The organism is Noviherbaspirillum massiliense JC206 (assembly GCF_000312045.1).
Taxonomy (GTDB): domain Bacteria; phylum Pseudomonadota; class Gammaproteobacteria; order Burkholderiales; family Burkholderiaceae_D; genus Noviherbaspirillum; species Noviherbaspirillum massiliense.
On record NZ_HE978635.1, the window covers coordinates 677237 to 694161 of the forward strand.

19 protein-coding genes are annotated in these 16925 nt (G+C 62.3%); 6 read left to right on the plus strand and 13 right to left on the minus strand.

Features of this window, described 5'->3' with window-relative positions:
• The first annotated feature begins 183 nt into the window (after window positions 1-183).
• Window positions 184-405 carry a hypothetical protein gene (locus HGHM_RS18675; protein WP_019143093.1) on the plus strand — a complete coding sequence of 74 codons (222 nt, stop codon included), beginning with the start codon at window positions 184-186 and terminating at the stop codon, window positions 403-405.
• Window positions 406-436: 31 nt separating this feature from the next.
• Here the strand turns inward: HGHM_RS18675 and HGHM_RS18680 are convergent, their stop codons facing one another.
• A complete protein-coding gene (locus HGHM_RS18680; RefSeq protein WP_051155346.1) occupies window positions 437-823 on the minus strand; it encodes a VOC family protein in 387 nt (128 codons plus the stop codon).
• A complete protein-coding gene (locus tag HGHM_RS21905) occupies window positions 808-1437 on the minus strand; it encodes a DUF1326 domain-containing protein (protein WP_034349383.1) in 630 nt (209 codons plus the stop codon). Before HGHM_RS21905 ends, HGHM_RS18680 begins: the two co-directional genes overlap by 16 nt.
• Window positions 1438-1703: 266 nt before the next feature.
• Here HGHM_RS21905 and HGHM_RS18690 point away from each other — a divergent pair, with 266 nt between their 5' ends.
• Window positions 1704-3005, plus strand: coding sequence for a solute carrier family 23 protein (locus HGHM_RS18690; RefSeq protein WP_019143096.1), 1302 nt, complete (start codon window positions 1704-1706; stop codon window positions 3003-3005).
• 119 nt (window positions 3006-3124) lie between these two features.
• On the opposite strand, the gene HGHM_RS18695 is transcribed toward HGHM_RS18690, so the two are convergent.
• The 7 genes from HGHM_RS18695 to HGHM_RS18725 form a co-directional block, all read right to left on the minus strand.
• Complete coding sequence (locus HGHM_RS18695; protein WP_019143097.1) at window positions 3125-3568, minus strand: DMT family transporter; 444 nt, start codon at window positions 3566-3568, stop codon at window positions 3125-3127.
• Between the two features lie 95 nt (window positions 3569-3663).
• Entirely contained in the window at window positions 3664-4104 is a 441-nt protein-coding gene (locus tag HGHM_RS18700; RefSeq protein ID WP_026076196.1) for a DUF2721 domain-containing protein, read from the minus strand.
• A 173-nt stretch (window positions 4105-4277) separates the two neighbouring features.
• Window positions 4278-4943, minus strand: coding sequence for a hypothetical protein (locus HGHM_RS18705; RefSeq protein ID WP_019143099.1), 666 nt, complete (start codon window positions 4941-4943; stop codon window positions 4278-4280).
• A 157-nt stretch (window positions 4944-5100) separates the two neighbouring features.
• On the minus strand, window positions 5101-6528 hold the full coding sequence (locus tag HGHM_RS18710; protein ID WP_019143100.1) for a hypothetical protein: 1428 nt from the start codon (window positions 6526-6528) through the stop codon (window positions 5101-5103).
• A 235-nt stretch (window positions 6529-6763) separates the two neighbouring features.
• Complete coding sequence (locus HGHM_RS18715) at window positions 6764-7663, minus strand: DMT family transporter (protein ID WP_019143101.1); 900 nt, start codon at window positions 7661-7663, stop codon at window positions 6764-6766.
• Window positions 7664-8107, minus strand: a complete 444-nt coding sequence (locus HGHM_RS18720; RefSeq protein WP_019143102.1) for a thioesterase family protein — start codon at window positions 8105-8107, stop codon at window positions 7664-7666. It abuts the gene before it with no gap.
• Between the two features lie 89 nt (window positions 8108-8196).
• Window positions 8197-9753: a right-handed parallel beta-helix repeat-containing protein gene (locus tag HGHM_RS18725; protein ID WP_019143103.1), complete on the minus strand. Its 1557-nt coding sequence runs from the start codon at window positions 9751-9753 to the stop codon at window positions 8197-8199.
• On the opposite strand from HGHM_RS18725, the gene HGHM_RS23425 reads away from it, so the two are divergent.
• Together HGHM_RS23425 and HGHM_RS18735 are read left to right on the plus strand one after the other, a co-directional pair.
• Entirely contained in the window at window positions 9725-10027 is a 303-nt protein-coding gene (locus HGHM_RS23425) for a hypothetical protein (RefSeq protein ID WP_161603799.1), read from the plus strand. The genes HGHM_RS18725 and HGHM_RS23425 overlap by 29 nt on opposite strands.
• Window positions 10028-10352: 325 nt before the next feature.
• The gene (locus tag HGHM_RS18735; RefSeq protein WP_026076197.1) at window positions 10353-11051 is read left to right on the plus strand and encodes a hemerythrin domain-containing protein; all 699 of its coding nucleotides are present in this window, start codon (window positions 10353-10355) and stop codon (window positions 11049-11051) included.
• Window positions 11052-11053: 2 nt separating this feature from the next.
• On the opposite strand, the gene HGHM_RS18740 is transcribed toward HGHM_RS18735, so the two are convergent.
• The 4 genes from HGHM_RS18740 to HGHM_RS18755 all read right to left on the minus strand — a co-directional run bounded on the left by HGHM_RS18740 (window position 11054) and on the right by HGHM_RS18755 (window position 14991).
• Window positions 11054-12397 (minus strand): GAF domain-containing protein, encoded by a 1344-nt coding sequence (locus HGHM_RS18740; protein WP_019143106.1) that lies wholly within the window; start codon window positions 12395-12397, stop codon window positions 11054-11056.
• Window positions 12394-12891: a hypothetical protein gene (locus HGHM_RS18745; protein WP_026076198.1), complete on the minus strand. Its 498-nt coding sequence runs from the start codon at window positions 12889-12891 to the stop codon at window positions 12394-12396. The genes HGHM_RS18740 and HGHM_RS18745 overlap by 4 nt, the downstream gene beginning before the upstream one ends.
• A gap of 168 nt (window positions 12892-13059) precedes the next feature.
• Entirely contained in the window at window positions 13060-14106 is a 1047-nt protein-coding gene (gene pstS, locus HGHM_RS18750) for a phosphate ABC transporter substrate-binding protein PstS (RefSeq protein WP_019143108.1), read from the minus strand.
• A gap of 168 nt (window positions 14107-14274) precedes the next feature.
• Complete coding sequence (locus HGHM_RS18755; RefSeq protein WP_019143109.1) at window positions 14275-14991, minus strand: glutathione binding-like protein; 717 nt, start codon at window positions 14989-14991, stop codon at window positions 14275-14277.
• 275 nt (window positions 14992-15266) lie between these two features.
• Here HGHM_RS18755 and HGHM_RS18760 point away from each other — a divergent pair, with 275 nt between their 5' ends.
• Together HGHM_RS18760 and HGHM_RS18765 are read left to right on the plus strand one after the other, a co-directional pair.
• Entirely contained in the window at window positions 15267-15704 is a 438-nt protein-coding gene (locus tag HGHM_RS18760; RefSeq protein ID WP_019143110.1) for a MarR family winged helix-turn-helix transcriptional regulator, read from the plus strand.
• Window positions 15704-16906 (plus strand): multidrug effflux MFS transporter, encoded by a 1203-nt coding sequence (locus HGHM_RS18765; protein WP_019143111.1) that lies wholly within the window; start codon window positions 15704-15706, stop codon window positions 16904-16906. The genes HGHM_RS18760 and HGHM_RS18765 overlap by 1 nt, the downstream gene beginning before the upstream one ends.
• The last annotated feature ends 19 nt before the right edge of the window (window positions 16907-16925 follow it).

Below are 16925 nucleotides of genomic sequence, written 5' to 3' on the forward strand. Positions count from 1 at the left end.
ACGGCCTGCAAGCCTGGCATACGCCAGGACTGCATCGAAAAAACGCTTTCATTTCAAGCTTCTGCATGGTTTCTCCACGCCAGGCTGCACGGCTGGCATGAAGGCTGCTGAAGTTGGGCGTCGTGCACCACCTGTCGACGCACGAATGGCAGCCAACTCAACCAAGCCTGAAGGAGAAACATCATGAGTACCATCCACATCCACGATTTGCACAATGCCCGCGAACTCGATGCCGGCGTCATGGCCAAGGTTCACGGCGGGCGGTTCAGGAAGGGGCTGATGGTTCCCGACTACAAGGAGCCGGAGGTCTATTACGACGACGGCATCAATATCTATACTTCCGACCCGTCGAAGAGCAACGTCGGTTACGACTCGCCCTTCACGCCCATCCCCCATCCTGCGTGACCGGGGATCGGCGCCGCATCCCGCGCTCCCGTCAGCCGAGCGGCCGCGCGAAGCTGAGTTCATGCCCGTCCGGATCGGCGATATGGAAATAGCGTTCGCCCCAGGACGCATCCAGCGGCGCGAACGCGGGCGCGAGACCAGCATCGAGTGCTTTGCGATACATGGCATCCACGTCCGAGACATACAGGATGACGCGCCCCCACCATGCACCTGACGCGCGCGCATCGGCGATCAGGTTCAGGAAGGAGGGGCCGACCGTGAACGAGGTGAATGCCGCATCCGGGCCGCCATACCTCAGCGGTAAGCCCAGCGCTTCATAGAAGCGCACTGCGCTTGCCATGTCGCGCGTTGCCAGCGTAACCGCACTCAGGGACTCGATCCGCACTCCGTCCGGCACCGCCACTACGCGCCCTGCCACGAGAACGGCGCGTATTGCCCGTTGTTGCGCCCGCCGGCATCATCCCAGTCGAAGCCGAGCGCATGCACATGGCTGCGTGCAGCATGGGCAAGCGCAAAGCGGTCGACGGCGGGATGGCCGGTGTTCTCAAGATAGAGCGGTTCGGTCGCATCCGGGTTCAGCCCGGTCGCGCCTTCGGCTGCCATGTCGACCAGCTTGGGCGCCGTCACGGACCACTTCATGCCATCCCGGTCGAAGCGGATCGGTGCAAAATCGACGCCGGCAAACGATCCGACGAGGCCGGAAAGTGCCGCCATCGGCCCGCCCGCCGCGCCGCTGACGATCGAAGCGATCGCTTCGCGTTGCGGCGCACTGGCGCGCTCGTCTGCAATGACGCCAACCGTCCAGTTGCCCTTGGCCATTTCCTGCGGCGTGAAGCCGAGGACGATGAAGCCCAGGCCGTCGAGGGGCTGCTCCCCGAACTGGCCGCGTTCGATCTGAAACGCCATGGCGAAGGTGCATGAACCCTTGCTCGGCTTGACCGCCATGCGTCCGGGAACACATGGACAAACGTAATCACAACTGCAGGTCTCGTAATACTGACCACTGACATTCCAGGTCGGCGTTGCCATCATCCATCTCCTATTCTTGCTTATGATCGTTTCGGGCTCCCGCGGCATGCCGGTTTGGCCCGGAGCGCGCTGATCCGTGCACGGCTCATGCAGGGATGCCACAAAATCACTATAGGACAGCGAATCGGGACACAACAGCATCATGTCGAAGTTGTCATTTTTCATGTCTGTCAATACACTTGCCGGTGCAAAATTTTCAATCAACAACCGGTGGGTGCCAGGATTGCAGGTCTGCTGCGCAAGCCTGCCGGATCACCCGGAGAATCCTGATGACGTATTTCCCCCAATGGCGCGTGCGGCAAGGCACCGGTGACGGCCAAGGCGCCGTGATCGGCACGGAAGAACGCCTGCCCTGGCCGCAGACCATCGCGATGGGCATCCAGCACGTGGTGGCCATGTTCGGCTCCACCGTGCTGGCGCCGCTGCTGATGGGCTTCGATCCCAACCTCGCGATCTTCATGTCGGGCATCGGCACGCTGCTGTTCTTCGTGTTCGTCGGCGGGCGGGTGCCGAGTTACCTCGGCTCGAGCTTCGCCTTCATCGGCCTGGTGATCCTGGTGTCCGGCTATGGCGGCCAGGGGCCGAATCCGAACATCGGGGTGGCGCTCGGCGGCATCGTCGCCTGCGGCATCGTCTATGCGCTGATCGGCCTCGTAGTGATGGCCATCGGCACCAACTGGATCGAAAAGCTGATGCCGCCGGTGGTCACCGGCGCAGTGGTGGCCGTCATCGGCCTGAACCTGGCGCCGATCGCGGTCAAGGGCGTTTCCGGCAACAGCTTCGATGCCTGGATGGCGCTGGTCACCATACTCTGCGTCGGTCTGGTGGCGGTGTTCACGCGCGGCATGGTGCAGCGCCTGCTGATCCTCATCGGCCTGCTGCTGGCCTATCTCATTTATGCCGTGCTCACCAATGGAGCCGGCCTGGGCAAGCCGATCGACTTTTCCGGCGTGGCCAATGCCGCCTGGTTCGGCGTGCCGCATTTTGTCTCGCCGGTATTCAAGGCTGATGCGATGGCCCTGCTGGCGCCGGTGGCCGTGATCCTGGTGGCGGAAAACCTGGGCCATATCAAGGCGGTCAGCGCCATGACGCACCAGAACCTCGACCGCTACATGGGACGCGCCTTTGTTGGCGACGGCGTGGCCACTGTCCTGTCGGGCAGCGTCGGCGGCACCGGCGTTACCACCTATGCGGAAAACATCGGTGTCATGGCGGTCACGAAGATCTATTCGACGCTGGTGTTCGTGGTGGCCGCGGTGATCGCACTGGTGCTCGGGTTCTCGCCGAAATTCGGCGCCGTCATCCAGACCATTCCCGGCCCGGTGCTGGGCGGCGTGTCGATCGTGGTGTTCGGCCTGATCGCCGTCGCCGGGGCGCGTATCTGGGTGGAAAACCGGGTCGATTTTTCGGATAACCGCAACCTGATCGTGGCAGCCGTCACCCTGGTGCTGGGCGCCGGCGACTTCACCCTGAAGCTGGGGCAGTTCTCGCTGGGCGGGATCGGGACCGCGACCTTCGGCGCGATCATCCTGCACGCCTTGCTGTCTTCGGGCTCCGGGCGCAAGGGCTGACACCGCGCCGCTTCCGTTTCATGCAAATGGCTCCTTCGGGAGCCATTTTTTGTAGGGTGCGCATGGCGCACCCTACTTTCTTCTCCGGCGCGAAGAAGCCGTTCTAAAGCGAAAAGCATTCAGTTCCTGACGATCAGCACCACCCCGCCGACCAGCAGCAGCGCGCCGAAGATGCGCCAGGCATTGATGCTGTGCTGGGCAAAGCCGACCGCGCCGAAATGGTCGAGGATGAGCGAAGTGCACAACTGCGCCGTCACCAGGATGCTGATCAGGCTGGCCGCGCCCAGCTTCGGCGCGACGAAGATCGAGGTCGCGATGTAGTAGGCGCCGAGCGCTCCGCCAAGCCAGGCCCAGACCGGCACCTTGGAAACGGTTTGCAGCGACGGCCAGGGCGCGCGCGTCAGCAGCGCATAGGCCAGCAGGCATAGGGAGCCGACGCTGAAAGACACGAAGGCAGCGAGGATCGGACTGCCGATGATGGAACGCAGCGAATTGTTGACACCGACCTGGATGGAAAGCGCGGCGCCGGCCGCAATCGCGGCGAGGACAGAAAGCAAGTTCATTGACGTTCTTTCGGTAGCATGAAATGAAATGCGCTTCGTGTACCGGGAGCATTCCGGCCGAAGCGCTCAGTTGTTGCGACGGCCTGCGGGGCAGGTCAGCGCATGCTTTCCCACGTAATGTTCACCGCCAGGAAAATCTCGCGCAGAAATACGATCAGGCCGCTGATGAAGGCGAACATGGCGAGGATGAACAGCCCGGCCATGATGCTCGAGAGATTGGCCACCAGGAAGGCATCGATGAAGGCGGTCGCAATGATCAGGCCGACGAACAATCCGCAAAAGACTTCGCAAGTCACCGCCAGATAGATCAGCCTCAGACGCCGGCCGAGCACTTCGAGTTCATGCCGGGTCGCCTCGATATTCATGACTTCCTGCCGGTGCAGTCTTTCCTCGAGAGCCCGGATGCGGTCTACGATGCGCGACAGCCGGTTGATCAGCACGCCGATGATGGTGCCCACTGCAGTCAGCAGGAAAACCGGCGCGATGGCGAGCTGGATGAGGTGGGTGACGTTATCGACTTTAATTAGCGGAAACAGAGGCGGCTCCCTTCACCGGAATGCCAGTCAAGTCTGGCGCAGCATAGTTTACCGACAAGTGCCGTGATGGACAAATCGGGTGTGCCGCGCCGCGGAGGGAGCGGAAAGATGAGCAAAAGAAAGGCGGCATCCCTTCCGGGATGCCGCCCCAGGACAATCTTCGACCAATTACCTCAGAACTTGTAAGTCAGGCCGACGCGCACCACCGGGTAATACCGGTAATCCTTGGCCTTGTCGCGCAAGTCCTGGCTTTCCCGCTCCAAATCGGATGCGAGCTGGGAGCATATGGTTGGGTCGCACCCGCTAGCCTTCAGATTGACATCGGGCGAACCCTGGAACATCACGCCCACATCGGCCGTAAATCCCCAGCCCTTGTTCTTGCCCACGGCATTGCCCCAGCCGATGCCAACATAGGGGGCGACCTTGTTGAAGTCGATGTTGCCGTCGACTTGTCCGGCGTCCGACGCGCTGTAGGTGCGGCCGTTGAAGGTATAGGTATTGCCCGCAACCGGCTTGGCGGTGGCCGACACCTTGTTGCCGTTGTAGACCAGGCCGCCGGTCAGGCGGAACTGCGTCGAAGTCGGATACAGGTCCAGCAAGGCATCGAAGGTACGCAGCTTGAGCTTCGCATCGTAGGTTGCGTCTTCGGTATCCCAGTCGGAGGAATAGTTCAGCCCGTTGAAGCCGAGGCGCGCATTGAGGGTTTCCTTGATCAGCGGTGCAACCAGGTGCAGGCCGGCGCCCGAGGTGCCGATTTCAGCAGTGATACCGACGGACTGGGCATGCGCGGATGCGGCGAAGGTTCCGAGAACAGCGATTGCAGCAAAGATTTTCTTCATGATGAGTCTTGAATAAGCAATTAAAAAAGAGCAGGTGAAAATGGATTGAATGAATCAGTGGGCAGCGATCTTCCTTTCGTTTTCAATGGCCGTATGGTTGTCGCCGGACCTGGATATACCGGGCCCGGACTGATGGAGAATCTGCGGATGGCGGGACTTATGGCTGTGCGGCGACCGTGCTTGTAGGTGCTTCAGGCGCCGGGCGCGGCCCGGGATCAGCTTCCGCAACGGCGTTCTGTTCCGATGCCGGCGTTGCCGTGGAAGCCTCCGCAAGGCTAGCTTCGGCTTCCGTCGCTTGCGTTTCTTCGATCGCATAGGACTCGAGCGCGGCCGGCGCCTCAATGCCTTCGGTGATCACCTGCACGGCATGGGGGTCGCCCCCGGCCAGCGCCAGCTTCGCCTTGGCGCCGACCCCGCCCGCTTCGGCCAGCTTGATCATGCCCGCGAGCCGTTCTTCGTCGAACACGAAGGCATTCTCGGCTTGCGAGCGGGAGGCAAGCTTGTAATGCAGGGTGTAGGCGGCAAGCGGATCGGCACCGAGCCTGGCCATGCGGTCGAAGGCCCATTTGTCGGCCATGTAGAAGCCGGTGCCGGCCACCCATGAAATGCCGCTCAGGCTGGATTTGAAGATGGCGGCGGTGCGAAGCGCGCCCACGGCAATCTCCTGGGCGGTAGCCTTCGCGATTTCCTTGATGGCGGCTTCGAGCGCCTTTTTCCGTACGGCGTCCGCCACCTGCTCCGCCGCGTAGTTGGCGAGTTCCTTGCCCGCTGCCTGGGCTGCCGCCTTGCCCGCTTCGGAGGCGGCATATTGGGCCGCTGCCGCCGACGCCGCATTGGCTGCAGCGCCCACGCCGCTGGCGATACTGGCGACGGTAAGCGTGGTTTTCACCACCTTCATGCCGTAGTGATAGGTTTTCATGCGCGCGCCGGCTTCTTCGGACAAGCCTTGCGTCCACAGCACCACCCACATCGCCTCATCCGGCGTCAGGTCCTGCTCGAATATCGACATTGCGTGCGTGGATTTGAGCCAGTGGTAATCCTGGGCATTCGGATCCTTGGGCTTGGTGACTTCGACGTGTCCGCGGCAGACCTCGATCGGCTTGATCTTCACTTTGCGCAGGTCGGACAGCGTGAGCGTGAATTCATCACCATCGTCGCGCAGGTCCATCAGCTTTTCGAACAACTCGTCGGCGTCGTCCTTGGTGCCGTCAATCCGCTGGATCTTGTCGCCGGGTTGCAGGCCGGATTCCGGCGTCGCGGCGATGATCGTCAGGCGCTCGTCGACCTGCAGCCCGCGCACCCAGGCGATTCTTTCCATGCGCGGCAGATCGTAGGAACTGGCCACGACGAAGGGCAGCTCCCATTGCTTGTCGCAATCCTTGTCCTTGAGTTGCGCGGATTTGATGATGCTCGGCCGGAGCGTCTGTTCCGCCTTGCCGTAGGTGCGGATCGCGGCAAGCAGCTTTTCGTCGACCGGGCTGCCGTCGTCGACGGTGTACCTGGTAGCGCATCCGCTCGCCAGGAGGCACAAAACGAGCGCGCAGGCGGCCAGGAAGCCCGAGCGCCAGCTGGACTGGTTTTTCATTCTTCTTTTCCCTGATCTCTCTAAGTTGTCATTCGCCGGCTCCGGCGACGCAAGGCGGTCCTGAGCCGAACCCGGGCTTCGATGGCCTCTATGGGTCTTTTGGCAATAACGGCAAGTCGGTACAGAAATTAAGGGTTGGTTTCGATTTTTTTTGCTTGTTGGGTAAAACCAGGAAAACCCTTGGAGGAAGGCAGGAAGGCAGGCTGCGGGAACGCGGCGGCCCGCCGGTACGGCTTCAGCGCCGGGAGGAAAACACGATTCCGCCTACAATCAGAGCGAAGGCGACAGCATGGTAGGCATGCGGCGCTTCGCCGAGGAAGGCGGAGGACATCAGGGCGGCGAACAGCGGCGTGAGGTTATTGAAGAAGCCGGCGATATTCGGGCCCACGCGCTGCACTCCGGCACCCCAGAAACGCAAGGCGAGAATCGCCGGTCCGATGGCCACATACAGCAGCGCCGCAACCAGGGTCAGGCTCCACTCGATCTGGCGCGCGCCCATCATCCATTCGCCGGCTGCGAACGCGCCGGACCACAGCAAGCCATAACTGATCTGGGCCATCAGGAACGCAGCCCAGTCGCGCCGGATGGCATCCGGCCCGACAGAGCGGGTCAGCAGCCAGCTGTAGAACGACCAGGCGATGGTCGCAAGGAGAATGAAGATGTCGCCGATCACCAGCCGCATCGCCAGCAACTGACGCCACTCGCCGCGGCTCAACACCAGCAGCACGCCGGCAATCGACAGCACGGCACCGATGATTTGAGTGCGCGACACGGCCGCACCGAAGAACATCCATCCGACGAGCATCATCCACACCGGCATGCTGGAAGCGACCAGGGTGACGTTGATCGGCGTGGAAGTCTGCAGCGCCATGTATTGCAAAGCATTGTAGAGACCGATGCTCAGCAGGCCGAGCAGTGCGAAATGCCGCCAGTATTTCCACAGCCCGCTGCCACGGCGGAAGACAGAGGCTCCGAGCGGCAGCAGGATCACGAAGGCGAGCACCCAGCGCAGGAAGTTGAGCATGATCGGCGGCACCATCTCGTTCACCATGCGGCCGACGACGGCGTTGCCCGCCCATAGCAAAGGCGGGATCACGAGCATCAGCACAGTGGATGGGCTCAGCCTTTGTTCCATTCAAGCCACCCAGTTGACCTTGGCAAACCGGCTGTAAAACCCTTCCGGCATCGCCGTCACCTTGCGCGCCTTGTAGTCGAAGAAAACGAAGCCGGACTTCGCCATGGCGATCAAGGCCTGGTCGCGCGGCCGGGTGATGCGGAAGATGATGTCGCCGCCGTACTTGTTGAAATCCATGACGCCGACTTCGAACAGCAGCTGGTCGCGGGCATGGGCTTCGGCCCGGTAGGTGGTGGCGAGGTCGGTGACAATGGTGCCGATGCCCTCTTCCGCCGTGTCATGGATGCCGAAGTCGTAGAGGAAACGCGCGCGCGCCTCGGAAATCATCGAAATCATCGAATCATTGCCGAGATGGTTGGCGCCGTTGATGTCGGTTACCCGGACGGTGAGCTGGGTGGAATAGCAGTACTGGTCTTCGGGGAATTCAAGTTTCAGGCGCGGCATTGCGGATCTCGTTCGACAGGAATGCCGCAATTCGCGGCCGGGGAATTGTACCCGTTTGGCCGCGCCTTGCGCATCCTGCCCGCGATCCGCTACTGGGTTTTGAAGGTCGAGGACTGGTCCTGCCCGGTCCTGGCCTTCCATTGCTCGAAGCTCAGTGCCTCGCCGTTGTAATTGGCGAAGACGGAAGAGGAACTGGCGTAGTCGTTGCCGCTGTAGGTGCCGAACTGGGCTGCGGCGGCCGGGTTGAGCGTGCTGCCGATGCGGTAGGTTTCTTCCCCAATCCTGGCGCTGAAGCGGTTTCCGCTGACGACGATGTTGCGGACGTTCGAGCCATCCCCGGTTTCCCCGATTTCGACATGCGTCTGATGGCTTTGCGAGAAGGCGTTGCCGGTGACAGTGTTGCCGAAGCTGTTGAAGATCATCATGCCGTTGGCATTGCCGCTGATGGTGTTGCTTGCGACCGTCACCGCATTGGCCGAGCCGTCCAGGAAGATGCCCCAGGCGAGCCGCTGGGTGCCGCCGACATTCCGGATGATGTTGGCTTCGACCCGGGAATTGAGCGGCTGCTTGTCATCCGCGTTTGCGTAGAACCCGCCACAGTCGGTGAGCACCAGGCAGGCGGTATCGACGGTGTTGCCCGTTACTGTCGCGTTGCGGAAGAAGCGGATGCCGATGTAGCCGGAATTGGTGACGCTGTTGTTGAGGATTTGCGCACCACTGCTGGAGGCAAGATAGATCGCGGCATGGGCGTTGGTCGGCATGCCGATGGAGCCGGCAGCATCGATGCTCGAATTCCGGATCAGTTCTCCGCCGCCGCCCCAGCGCACCATGATGGCGTCATGGCGCACATTGCGCAGGCTGCTGTCTTTTACCGACAGGCCCGAGCCGCCGGAATTCAGGATGCCGTTCTCCGATGCATTGATGATCTCGGCATTGCTGACGGCAAGTCCCGTCGCTCCGGGCGCGTTGATGCCGTTCGCGGCACCGAACACGCGCACACCGTCGACCGTGATGTTCCGCGAGTTGGAGGCCTCGATGCCGTTCTGGTTCGGCGATGCCCAGGCCCTTCCTTCCGGCGATTGCCCGTCCGGCGTCCAGACGTAGAGCCGGCCTCCGCTGACGGCCCACTCGCCGGGCTCATCCAGCATCCACAGCTTGCCTTCCACATAGAAGGATGCGGCGCCGCTCGGCGCATAGCCGTCGTAGGCCGGATTGCCGGTAGTTGCAAGCGACATCGTGCCGTTCGAATAGGCGGTGATCCGGCGTGCATCGATCGACCAGTCGTAGGCCCGGAATACCAGAGTCGCGCCGGCGAGATCGGCATTCGGCATCGCATAGCTCAGGCTGTTGGCAGTCGAGCTCGATGCCTTCGCCCAGGTTTGCGCCCTGCTCGGCCAATGCGCCAGCGCGATGGGTTGACCATCGATGAGGACTTGTGCCGCGTCGAAGGCAATCAGCGCCGAATAGATATTTCCCTGCTCCCGGGTCCAGCCGGTGACTGCCTGACCGGGCGTCAGCACGGCCTTGCCGCAGCCGCCGGCGGTTTTTACCGTCACATCCGACTTGCCTGCAAGGTCCAGCGTGCCGACATAAATTCGGCCGCATTGCAGCTCCAGCGTGCTGCCGCTGGCAACATTCGCAGGCATGGGCAATGGCGGCTGCGCCGCATCAGGCGCAAGCACTTCCGGCAAGGGCGCCGGACTGGCAACGACGCTGGAATTCGGCGCCTCGACGCTCGACGAGGCATCGGAACTGGAAGAGCTTGGGCTGGAACCGGAGCCGCCTCCGCAGCCAATGAGCAATGCGCTGAGCGAAATGGAGAGAAGGCTTAGCGAAGCTGTGGGCGATACATATGATCGATTCTTCATTGTCTTTATGGAACTGCTCCCTGTTGCAAGTCATGCTCAGAGCTTGCACTGAGGGAAATAGTTCCAGAAAGAATTGTTTCTAATTCTTATGACCGCTGTAAAAGACAATGAAAATTTTGCAGGTGATTGCCTCGCCTGTATGCAGCACGAGGCAATCGGTACGTTCCGTAGCCGTGACGCGGAGCAAACAAAGGCCGGCTGTCGCGCGCCGGCCCCTTCTATTCGATCGGCTGCCCGGAGAAGGCTCTTCGTTTAAGAATTTTTTAGCATTTTCTGAGTGAAGTTTTAAGAACGACGCAATCGGTATGGCCGTACTCTGCATGGCATGCCGAACATCGCGCATCCCCCGTAAAACCTTTACATGAACGGAGAAGAAATTGGAACACAGCACACAACCCCAACGCATGGACATTTATGCGTTCATTCACAAAGCCTTGCGCGCCTGCATGTGCCACGCTTTGACCACTCTCGGCAGCACCGACGCGGCGGATGAGAGAGAAGTCGGCGCGGCTCTGGCCGAGGTGCGTTCGCTCGCTGCGCTGTGCGAATCGCACGTGGAGCACGAAAACGAATTCGTTCATCCGGCGATGGAAGCTTGCCGGCCCGGTTCGTCGGCACAGACAGCAGATGACCATGGGCATCACCGGATCGCGCTCAAGCGCCTCACAACGCTGGCCGATCAAGTCGATGCCGCCGCCGGCGATGCGCGCGCTGCCGCGCTGGCCCGACTCTACCGCCATCTCGCCACATTTGTCGGGGAGAATTTCATTCACATGGAACAGGAGGAGACAGCCAACAACCAGGTGCTGTGGTCCGCCTACACTGACGCCGATCTGGCAGCGATCGAACATGCCATTCACCAAACCATTCCGCCGCAGGAAATGGAGGCGTACATGCGATGGATGCTTCCGGCGCTCAGCGCTGCCGAACGTGCGGCACTGCTGACGGAGATCCGTGACAATGCGCCGGCTCCGGTCTTTGACGGCATGATGCAACTGGCGCAGCAATGCCTGTCTGCGCGCGATATCGGCAAGTTGAACGCCGCACTGGCTCTGCCGGTTGAGATGGCGGCATAGGCTCAGGTCGCTTCTTCGACCAGGCGGAGCGGGCGCCCGACGTTGAGCCGGAAACGGCCGCGCCCGGTCTTTTCGATGCGTACGCAGGCATCCCGCTCGGCCAGGCGTTTGCCGAGCAGGACCAGGCGCGCTTCCAGATTGTCGCTGATGTCGGGAAGACGGATCCGCGGATCGAGCCGCAGCTCCCGGTTGCTGAACTCGGTGCGCTTGTGCTCGGCGTAGTCGCGCGCGAGCTGCCAGAAAATCGCGCCCGCGACACCCTTGATGAGGTATTCGCCGCCCAGAAAGATGCTGTCGTTTTCCGGATAGTGGCGAACGACGAGCGGCGCACCAGCGGGCTGTGCCGGCGCAGCGGGCGCAGGAGCCAGGTCGTCGATCGCTTCGGCACTGCCCTGCAGGAGCTGCATGATCATCCCGAGCTGTGCGGCAACCGTGACGAGCGCGTCTTCATCATCGTAGGAGAAACGCAGGTCGTGCGGGCTTTCCACGAACAGCACGCCGAGCAGACGCTGGCAAGACGTGACGGGCACGGCGAGCTGGCTGCGCGATTGGGGCAGACCGGGAAACGGTATCTCGGTCCGCAGCGCGTCGGCCCCTCCGCTTGCTTCGATGCTTTGCCGTATCGCCCGGCTGTAGCCGTACTCGGCGGTCATGTGGCCGATGCGAATTGGCGTGCGTTCGCGCGCCGCAACGCCGATCACGCCTTGCCCGAGCGGTATTTCGGAGCCGACACCGGACGCCTCGTAGCCGCGGCTGGCCACCGTATAGAGCATGCCGCGCCCCTGGTCGAGCATCAGGATCATGGCATGGTCGATGCCGAATTGCTGCTCCAGGCATTGCAGGGTGGTGGCCAGCAATCCTTCGAAGTCGGAACAGGCCGCAAGGCGCTGCGTGCAGACCCGCGTAGCTGCCAGCAGATTCCGCGCCGGCAGCGGGTGCGGCAGCGTTAGTCCCGGTATGGGACGGACCTCCAGTACCCGGAAAACATCGGCGCCAAGCAGGCGGAAAACGCCGCTCATGCCGGTGTGGGAAGCGATGCCGGCCAGTTTTGCCTTCATGCTTTCGAACAGCGGTCCGGACGTCTCGGTGCGCAGATACTGCAAGGACAAGAGATAGTGGGCGGCCGTCACCGGATCGCCGACCCGAAGCGATGCATAGGGATTCGCGAGCAGGTTCTGGCGCGTCTTGTTGAAGAACTGGTAGGACAGAGCGACATGCTCGCTGTCGACGAACTGCACCTGTGACAGGTAGGCGATGTTCGGCGTGCCGTCCGGTGCCGCGGTTGCCATCGCGCCCGGAATCACCCCTTCCAGGCATTCCCGTATCGCATCGACTTTCGAACTCATCGGCGCGTCTCCAGGCGTTCACCGGCGCGCGGGCCCGGCGTCTGCGAAAACGCGGCCGTCGGCATGAAATCGATGGCGACAAGCTCATCCGCCGCGCAGGCGAGCATCGCCCGGACCATCGCTTCCGCATGACCGATGGCGACGGTTTCCTTCACGAAGGCGTCGCGATAGGCATCCACGAGGCGCAGCTCAGCCTCCGACAGCTGTCGCACATCTGCGCGCTGCGCCTTCAGCTGGATGGTTCGGTGGGTCGAGGGCTGGCTGAACACGGCCGCGATGGGGCCGCGGTTCCGGATGTCCGCAATCAGGTCGGCAGCATGGTCCATGCCCACGAACAGGGTGACCTGCATCCGGTCGGACGAAACCGTGCATCCGAAGGCGCGCGTCTGACTGGGAATCGGTCCGTGCCGGGTAGCGGCCACGGAAATGGACACGCCGCCCTGCAGGAAGGCGGCGTGATCGGCATCGATGAGTGGCTGCGAGGAAACATCCATGGGCTGGCGCATTCGTCGGTTTGGCAGTGCATATGCAATGCACGCGCAGGATATCCTGGTGCAATGATACCGCGTAAATCCGATGGCTCATGACCGCTTCTCCCCGGTCGGTTACTCCCGCAGCGCAAGCCCGCGAATCGCGCAAGGGCGATCCATGGATGAAGCTTCCTACATGAACGACCACCCAAGCGGCTTGCCATCCTGGTCCGTGATCCGGGTGAACTCGCCATAGATCCTTGCCTGCACCGCGTCCGGCAGGCGCACGAAATCAATGCCGTTGACGGTGTCATCGCCTTTCAGAAATGCCCAGGTAAAGAACCTGAGCGTGGCGATGGTCGCCTTCGGATTGCTCGTCTTCCTGGGCACGATGACGAAAGTGCCCATGGTGATCGGCCAGCTTGAGGGGCCGGGTTTGTCGGTCAGTGCCTCTTCGAATGCGGCCTTGCTTTTCCAGCCGCTGTTGGCCAGCGCCGATGCGAATGCGGTTGGAGACGGCTCCACATAACGGCCGTGGCTGTTCCTGAGTTTCGGGTAGACCAGCTTGTCCTGCACCACGTAGTTGTAATCGACATAGCCGATCGCGCCCGTAGTTTGCCTCACTGCCGCGACCATGCCGCTGCTGCCCTTCACCTGCAATGCACCGGCCGGCCATTTGACGGTGAAACCGGTGCCGAATCCGGACTTCCATGCTGCGCTGACCTTGCTCAGGTAATCGCTCAGGTTGTAAGTAGTACCGGAGCCGTCCTGGCGCGCCACGATCACGATGGACAGCTTCGGCAGGGCGATGCCGGGATTGAGCGCAGCAATCGCGGCGTCGCTCCACTTCGTGATTTTGCCGGCGTAGATATCAGCGAGCACCTCGCCGCTCAGGAGCAGTTCTCCCGCTTTCACGCCAGGCAGGTTGATGACCGGGACCACACCGGAGATTGCGGTGGGAAAGCACAACAGGTTTTCCTTCGCGAGTTCTTCACGGCCCAGGGCCACGTCGCTCGCGCCGAAATCGACAGCCTTTGCCTTGATCTGCCTGATGCCGGCGGACGATCCGACAGGCTGGTATTCGACCGAGATGCCGTTCTTCTGCCGGTACAGCTCGGCCCATTTCGTGTAGAGCGGGTGGGCGGCGGAAGAACCCGCGCCTCCCACATCGGCTGCTTGGCTAAAAAGGGGCAGCAGCAGGCAAAGGCTGAGCCATGCGGTTTTTATTGTGGAAGGCATGATCGGATCAGGTAGTTGAAAGGCCGCGCCGGATCCTACAGGGGGAACATGACTGTTTGATGACAGGACCGCGCAGCCATGAAGACGGTCATGGATGGCAGACCACTCCAATTCGCGGCACAGCCTGCCCGGCCTTTGCCGGACAGGCTCCTGAGTGAACCGGCAGCCTTATGCGGAGGGTGCGTTCCGGTCCGGAATGTTCAATCCCTTTGCGACTGCAGGGCGTGCAAGGAAGCGTTCGAGCACCCGTGTTACATGCGGAAAATCCGCGATGCCCACGATGTCGCCGGCTTCGTAAAAGCCGATCAGGTTGCGCACCCAGGGGAACGTGGCGATATCGGCGATCGTGTAGGTGTCGCCCATGATCCAGTCGCGGCCGGCGAGGCGCTGGTTGAGCACGCCGAGCAGGCGCTTCGATTCCGCCACATAGCGGTCGCGCGGTCGCTTGTCTTCGTAATCCTTGCCGGCGAATTTATGGAAAAATCCGAGCTGGCCGAACATCGGCCCGATGCCGCCCATCTGGAACATGAGCCACTGGATCGCCTCGTAGCGGGCGCCAGGATCCTGCGGGAGCAACTTGCCGCTCTTGTCGGCCAGGTAGATCAGGATCGCGCCGGATTCGAACAGCGGCAGCGGCTTGCCGCCCGGGCCGTTCGGATCGAGGATCGCGGGAATCTTGTTGTTCGGATTGAGCGACAAAAATTCCGGTGACAGCTGGTCGTTGGTTTCGAAGCGCACCAGATGCGGCTCGTAAGGCAGGCCGGTTTCCTCGAGCATGATCGACGCCTTGACGCCATTCGGCGTCGGCAGGGAGTAGAGCTGGATGCGGTCAGGATGCCGGGCCGGCCATTTCTTCGTGATGGGAAAAGCGGAAAGATCGGTCATAAGGATTCCTTGTACAGAAGTCAGGGCTATGGGAATGTCCGGATGGATGGGAAGCGCCGAATTGCTGGAAGGGCAGGAACACAATCCGGACTTGCCTCGTATTATGCCGTCTTCCGGAATTTCGCTTTGGCAGCCGAGTGTGCCGCAATCGATCCGCGGCCAGCGCCTTTGAGGGGCCGTCCTGTGCCGTTTCTGGCGCAAAAGCGGGCAAGCGAAGATGCTGCAATGCTAGCTCGCTTATAATAAGCAATGCTTATCAATCGCCGGAACCACCCATGCAAGTGCGCCAGGACAGCCTCGGATTCCTGATTGCCGATCTCTCCCGTCTCATGCGCCGCGCCTTCGCGCAGCAGCTCACCGGCAGCTCCCTGACGCTGGCCCAGGCCAGGGCACTGCTCTACCTTTCCCGCAATGAAGGCATGCGCCAGGTGGACCTGGCAGCCAACCTCGAAATCCAGCCGATGACGCTCGCGCGCCTGGTCGACCAGCTGGAAGCCGGCGGACTGCTCGAACGCCGATCGGATCCGGCGGACCGGCGCGCCTACCGGCTGTATCTCAAGCCCGCCGCCGCCCCTCATCTGGAAGCCGTGAAGCAGGTGGCGAAAGCCATTCGCAGCGATGTGCTGCGCGGCGTCGGCAAGGAGCACGCGGACATCCTGCTCGCCACGCTGGAGCAAATGCATGGCAACCTTGTCGAGCAGGAGGAAGGCTGATGCGAAACGAAAGCCTGACACGGCGCCCTCCCCTCTGGCTGCTGGTGCTCATTGCCTTCAGCGGTACGCTGGCAATGCACATGTTCGTGCCGGCCTTGCCCAATGCGGCCCAGGACCTCGGCGCCAGCATCGCCCAGATGCAGATGACCATCAGCCTGTATGTCGGCGGCCTGGCCGTGGGCCAGCTGGTGTACGGGCCGCTGTCGGACTGTTTCGGGCGCCGCCCCACGCTGATGGTCGGCCTCGCTCTCTATACCGTTGCGGGTCTGGCTGCGGCCCTGGCGCCGCAGGTGCATGCACTGGTCGCCGCGCGTCTGTTCCAGGCGCTGGGCGGCTGCGCCGGACTGGTGCTGGGACGGGCGATCGTGCGCGATACTGCCGGGCCGGACGACGCGGTAGGCCGGCTTGCCCTGATGAACCTGATGATGATGGTCGGACCGGGTCTGGCGCCGATGATCGGCGGCACGCTGTCTGACAGTTTCGGCTGGCGCGCCATCTTCCTGTTGCTGGCCCTCCTTGGCGCTACCAGCATGACATTCGCATGGCGGCTCCTGCCGGAAACGGGGCGACCTACCGGCCGCATCAGCGCGGCCTCGCTTGCGCGTGATTACAAGAGCCTGCTGCGCTCACCCGCCTTCGTCGGCTATGCCATCGGCGGCGGCTGCGCGACCACTTCCTTCTATGCCTTCATCGCTGCCGCACCATTCATCTTCGTCAATGAATTGCATCGCTCGCCGCATGAAGTCGGCATCTACCTCGGCATCGTGGTGGCGGGCATGTCGCTCGGGAATGCGCTGATCACCCGTCTCATTCGCAGGCTGCCCATCGAGCGCCTGATGGTCGGATCCAATGCGCTCAGTGCGGTCAGTGCCTTCGCCCTGCTGGCGACGGTGCTGCTGGGAGCATTGAACGTGTACCTGATGGTCGGCCTGATGTTCGTGTTCACCGCGGGCGCCGGGATGTCCAGTCCGACGGCCCTGACCAAGGCAGTCAGCGTCGACTCCAAGCTGATCGGGTCGGCCGCCGGATTGTACGGGTTCACCCAGATGGCCATAGGCGCGCTCTGCACCTCTCTTGCCGGCGTCGGCCGCGATCCGGCACTTGCCGCTGCCGCCGTGCTCGCCCTTGCCGGCATCGCCGGGCAAGCTGCATTCTGGATGGCCCTGCACCGCGACAGGGCCGTCCGCCAGGCCTCGTCTTGAGCATGCCGGCGCTTCGGTA

What these genes read in the sequence shown, in the direction of transcription:
- HGHM_RS18715 (WP_019143101.1), bottom strand. Translation starts at nt 7,663, where the DNA reads ATGGAACAAAGGCTGAGCCCATCCACTGTGCTGATGCTCGTGATCCCG.
- HGHM_RS18705 (WP_019143099.1), bottom strand. Translation starts at nt 4,943, where the DNA reads ATGAAGAAAATCTTTGCTGCAATCGCTGTTCTCGGAACCTTCGCCGCA.
- HGHM_RS21905 (WP_034349383.1), bottom strand. Translation starts at nt 1,437, where the DNA reads ATGATGGCAACGCCGACCTGGAATGTCAGTGGTCAGTATTACGAGACC.
- HGHM_RS18710 (WP_019143100.1), bottom strand. Translation starts at nt 6,528, where the DNA reads ATGAAAAACCAGTCCAGCTGGCGCTCGGGCTTCCTGGCCGCCTGCGCG.
- HGHM_RS18765 (WP_019143111.1), top strand. Translation starts at nt 15,704, where the DNA reads ATGCGAAACGAAAGCCTGACACGGCGCCCTCCCCTCTGGCTGCTGGTG.
- HGHM_RS18740 (WP_019143106.1), bottom strand. Translation starts at nt 12,397, where the DNA reads ATGAGTTCGAAAGTCGATGCGATACGGGAATGCCTGGAAGGGGTGATT.
- HGHM_RS18760 (WP_019143110.1), top strand. Translation starts at nt 15,267, where the DNA reads ATGCAAGTGCGCCAGGACAGCCTCGGATTCCTGATTGCCGATCTCTCC.
- HGHM_RS18755 (WP_019143109.1), bottom strand. Translation starts at nt 14,991, where the DNA reads ATGACCGATCTTTCCGCTTTTCCCATCACGAAGAAATGGCCGGCCCGG.
- HGHM_RS18675 (WP_019143093.1), top strand. Translation starts at nt 184, where the DNA reads ATGAGTACCATCCACATCCACGATTTGCACAATGCCCGCGAACTCGAT.
- HGHM_RS18720 (WP_019143102.1), bottom strand. Translation starts at nt 8,107, where the DNA reads ATGCCGCGCCTGAAACTTGAATTCCCCGAAGACCAGTACTGCTATTCC.
- HGHM_RS18745 (WP_026076198.1), bottom strand. Translation starts at nt 12,891, where the DNA reads ATGGATGTTTCCTCGCAGCCACTCATCGATGCCGATCACGCCGCCTTC.
- HGHM_RS18725 (WP_019143103.1), bottom strand. Translation starts at nt 9,753, where the DNA reads ATGCCTGCGAATGTTGCCAGCGGCAGCACGCTGGAGCTGCAATGCGGC.
- pstS (WP_019143108.1), bottom strand. Translation starts at nt 14,106, where the DNA reads ATGCCTTCCACAATAAAAACCGCATGGCTCAGCCTTTGCCTGCTGCTG.
- HGHM_RS18695 (WP_019143097.1), bottom strand. Translation starts at nt 3,568, where the DNA reads ATGAACTTGCTTTCTGTCCTCGCCGCGATTGCGGCCGGCGCCGCGCTT.
- HGHM_RS18690 (WP_019143096.1), top strand. Translation starts at nt 1,704, where the DNA reads ATGACGTATTTCCCCCAATGGCGCGTGCGGCAAGGCACCGGTGACGGC.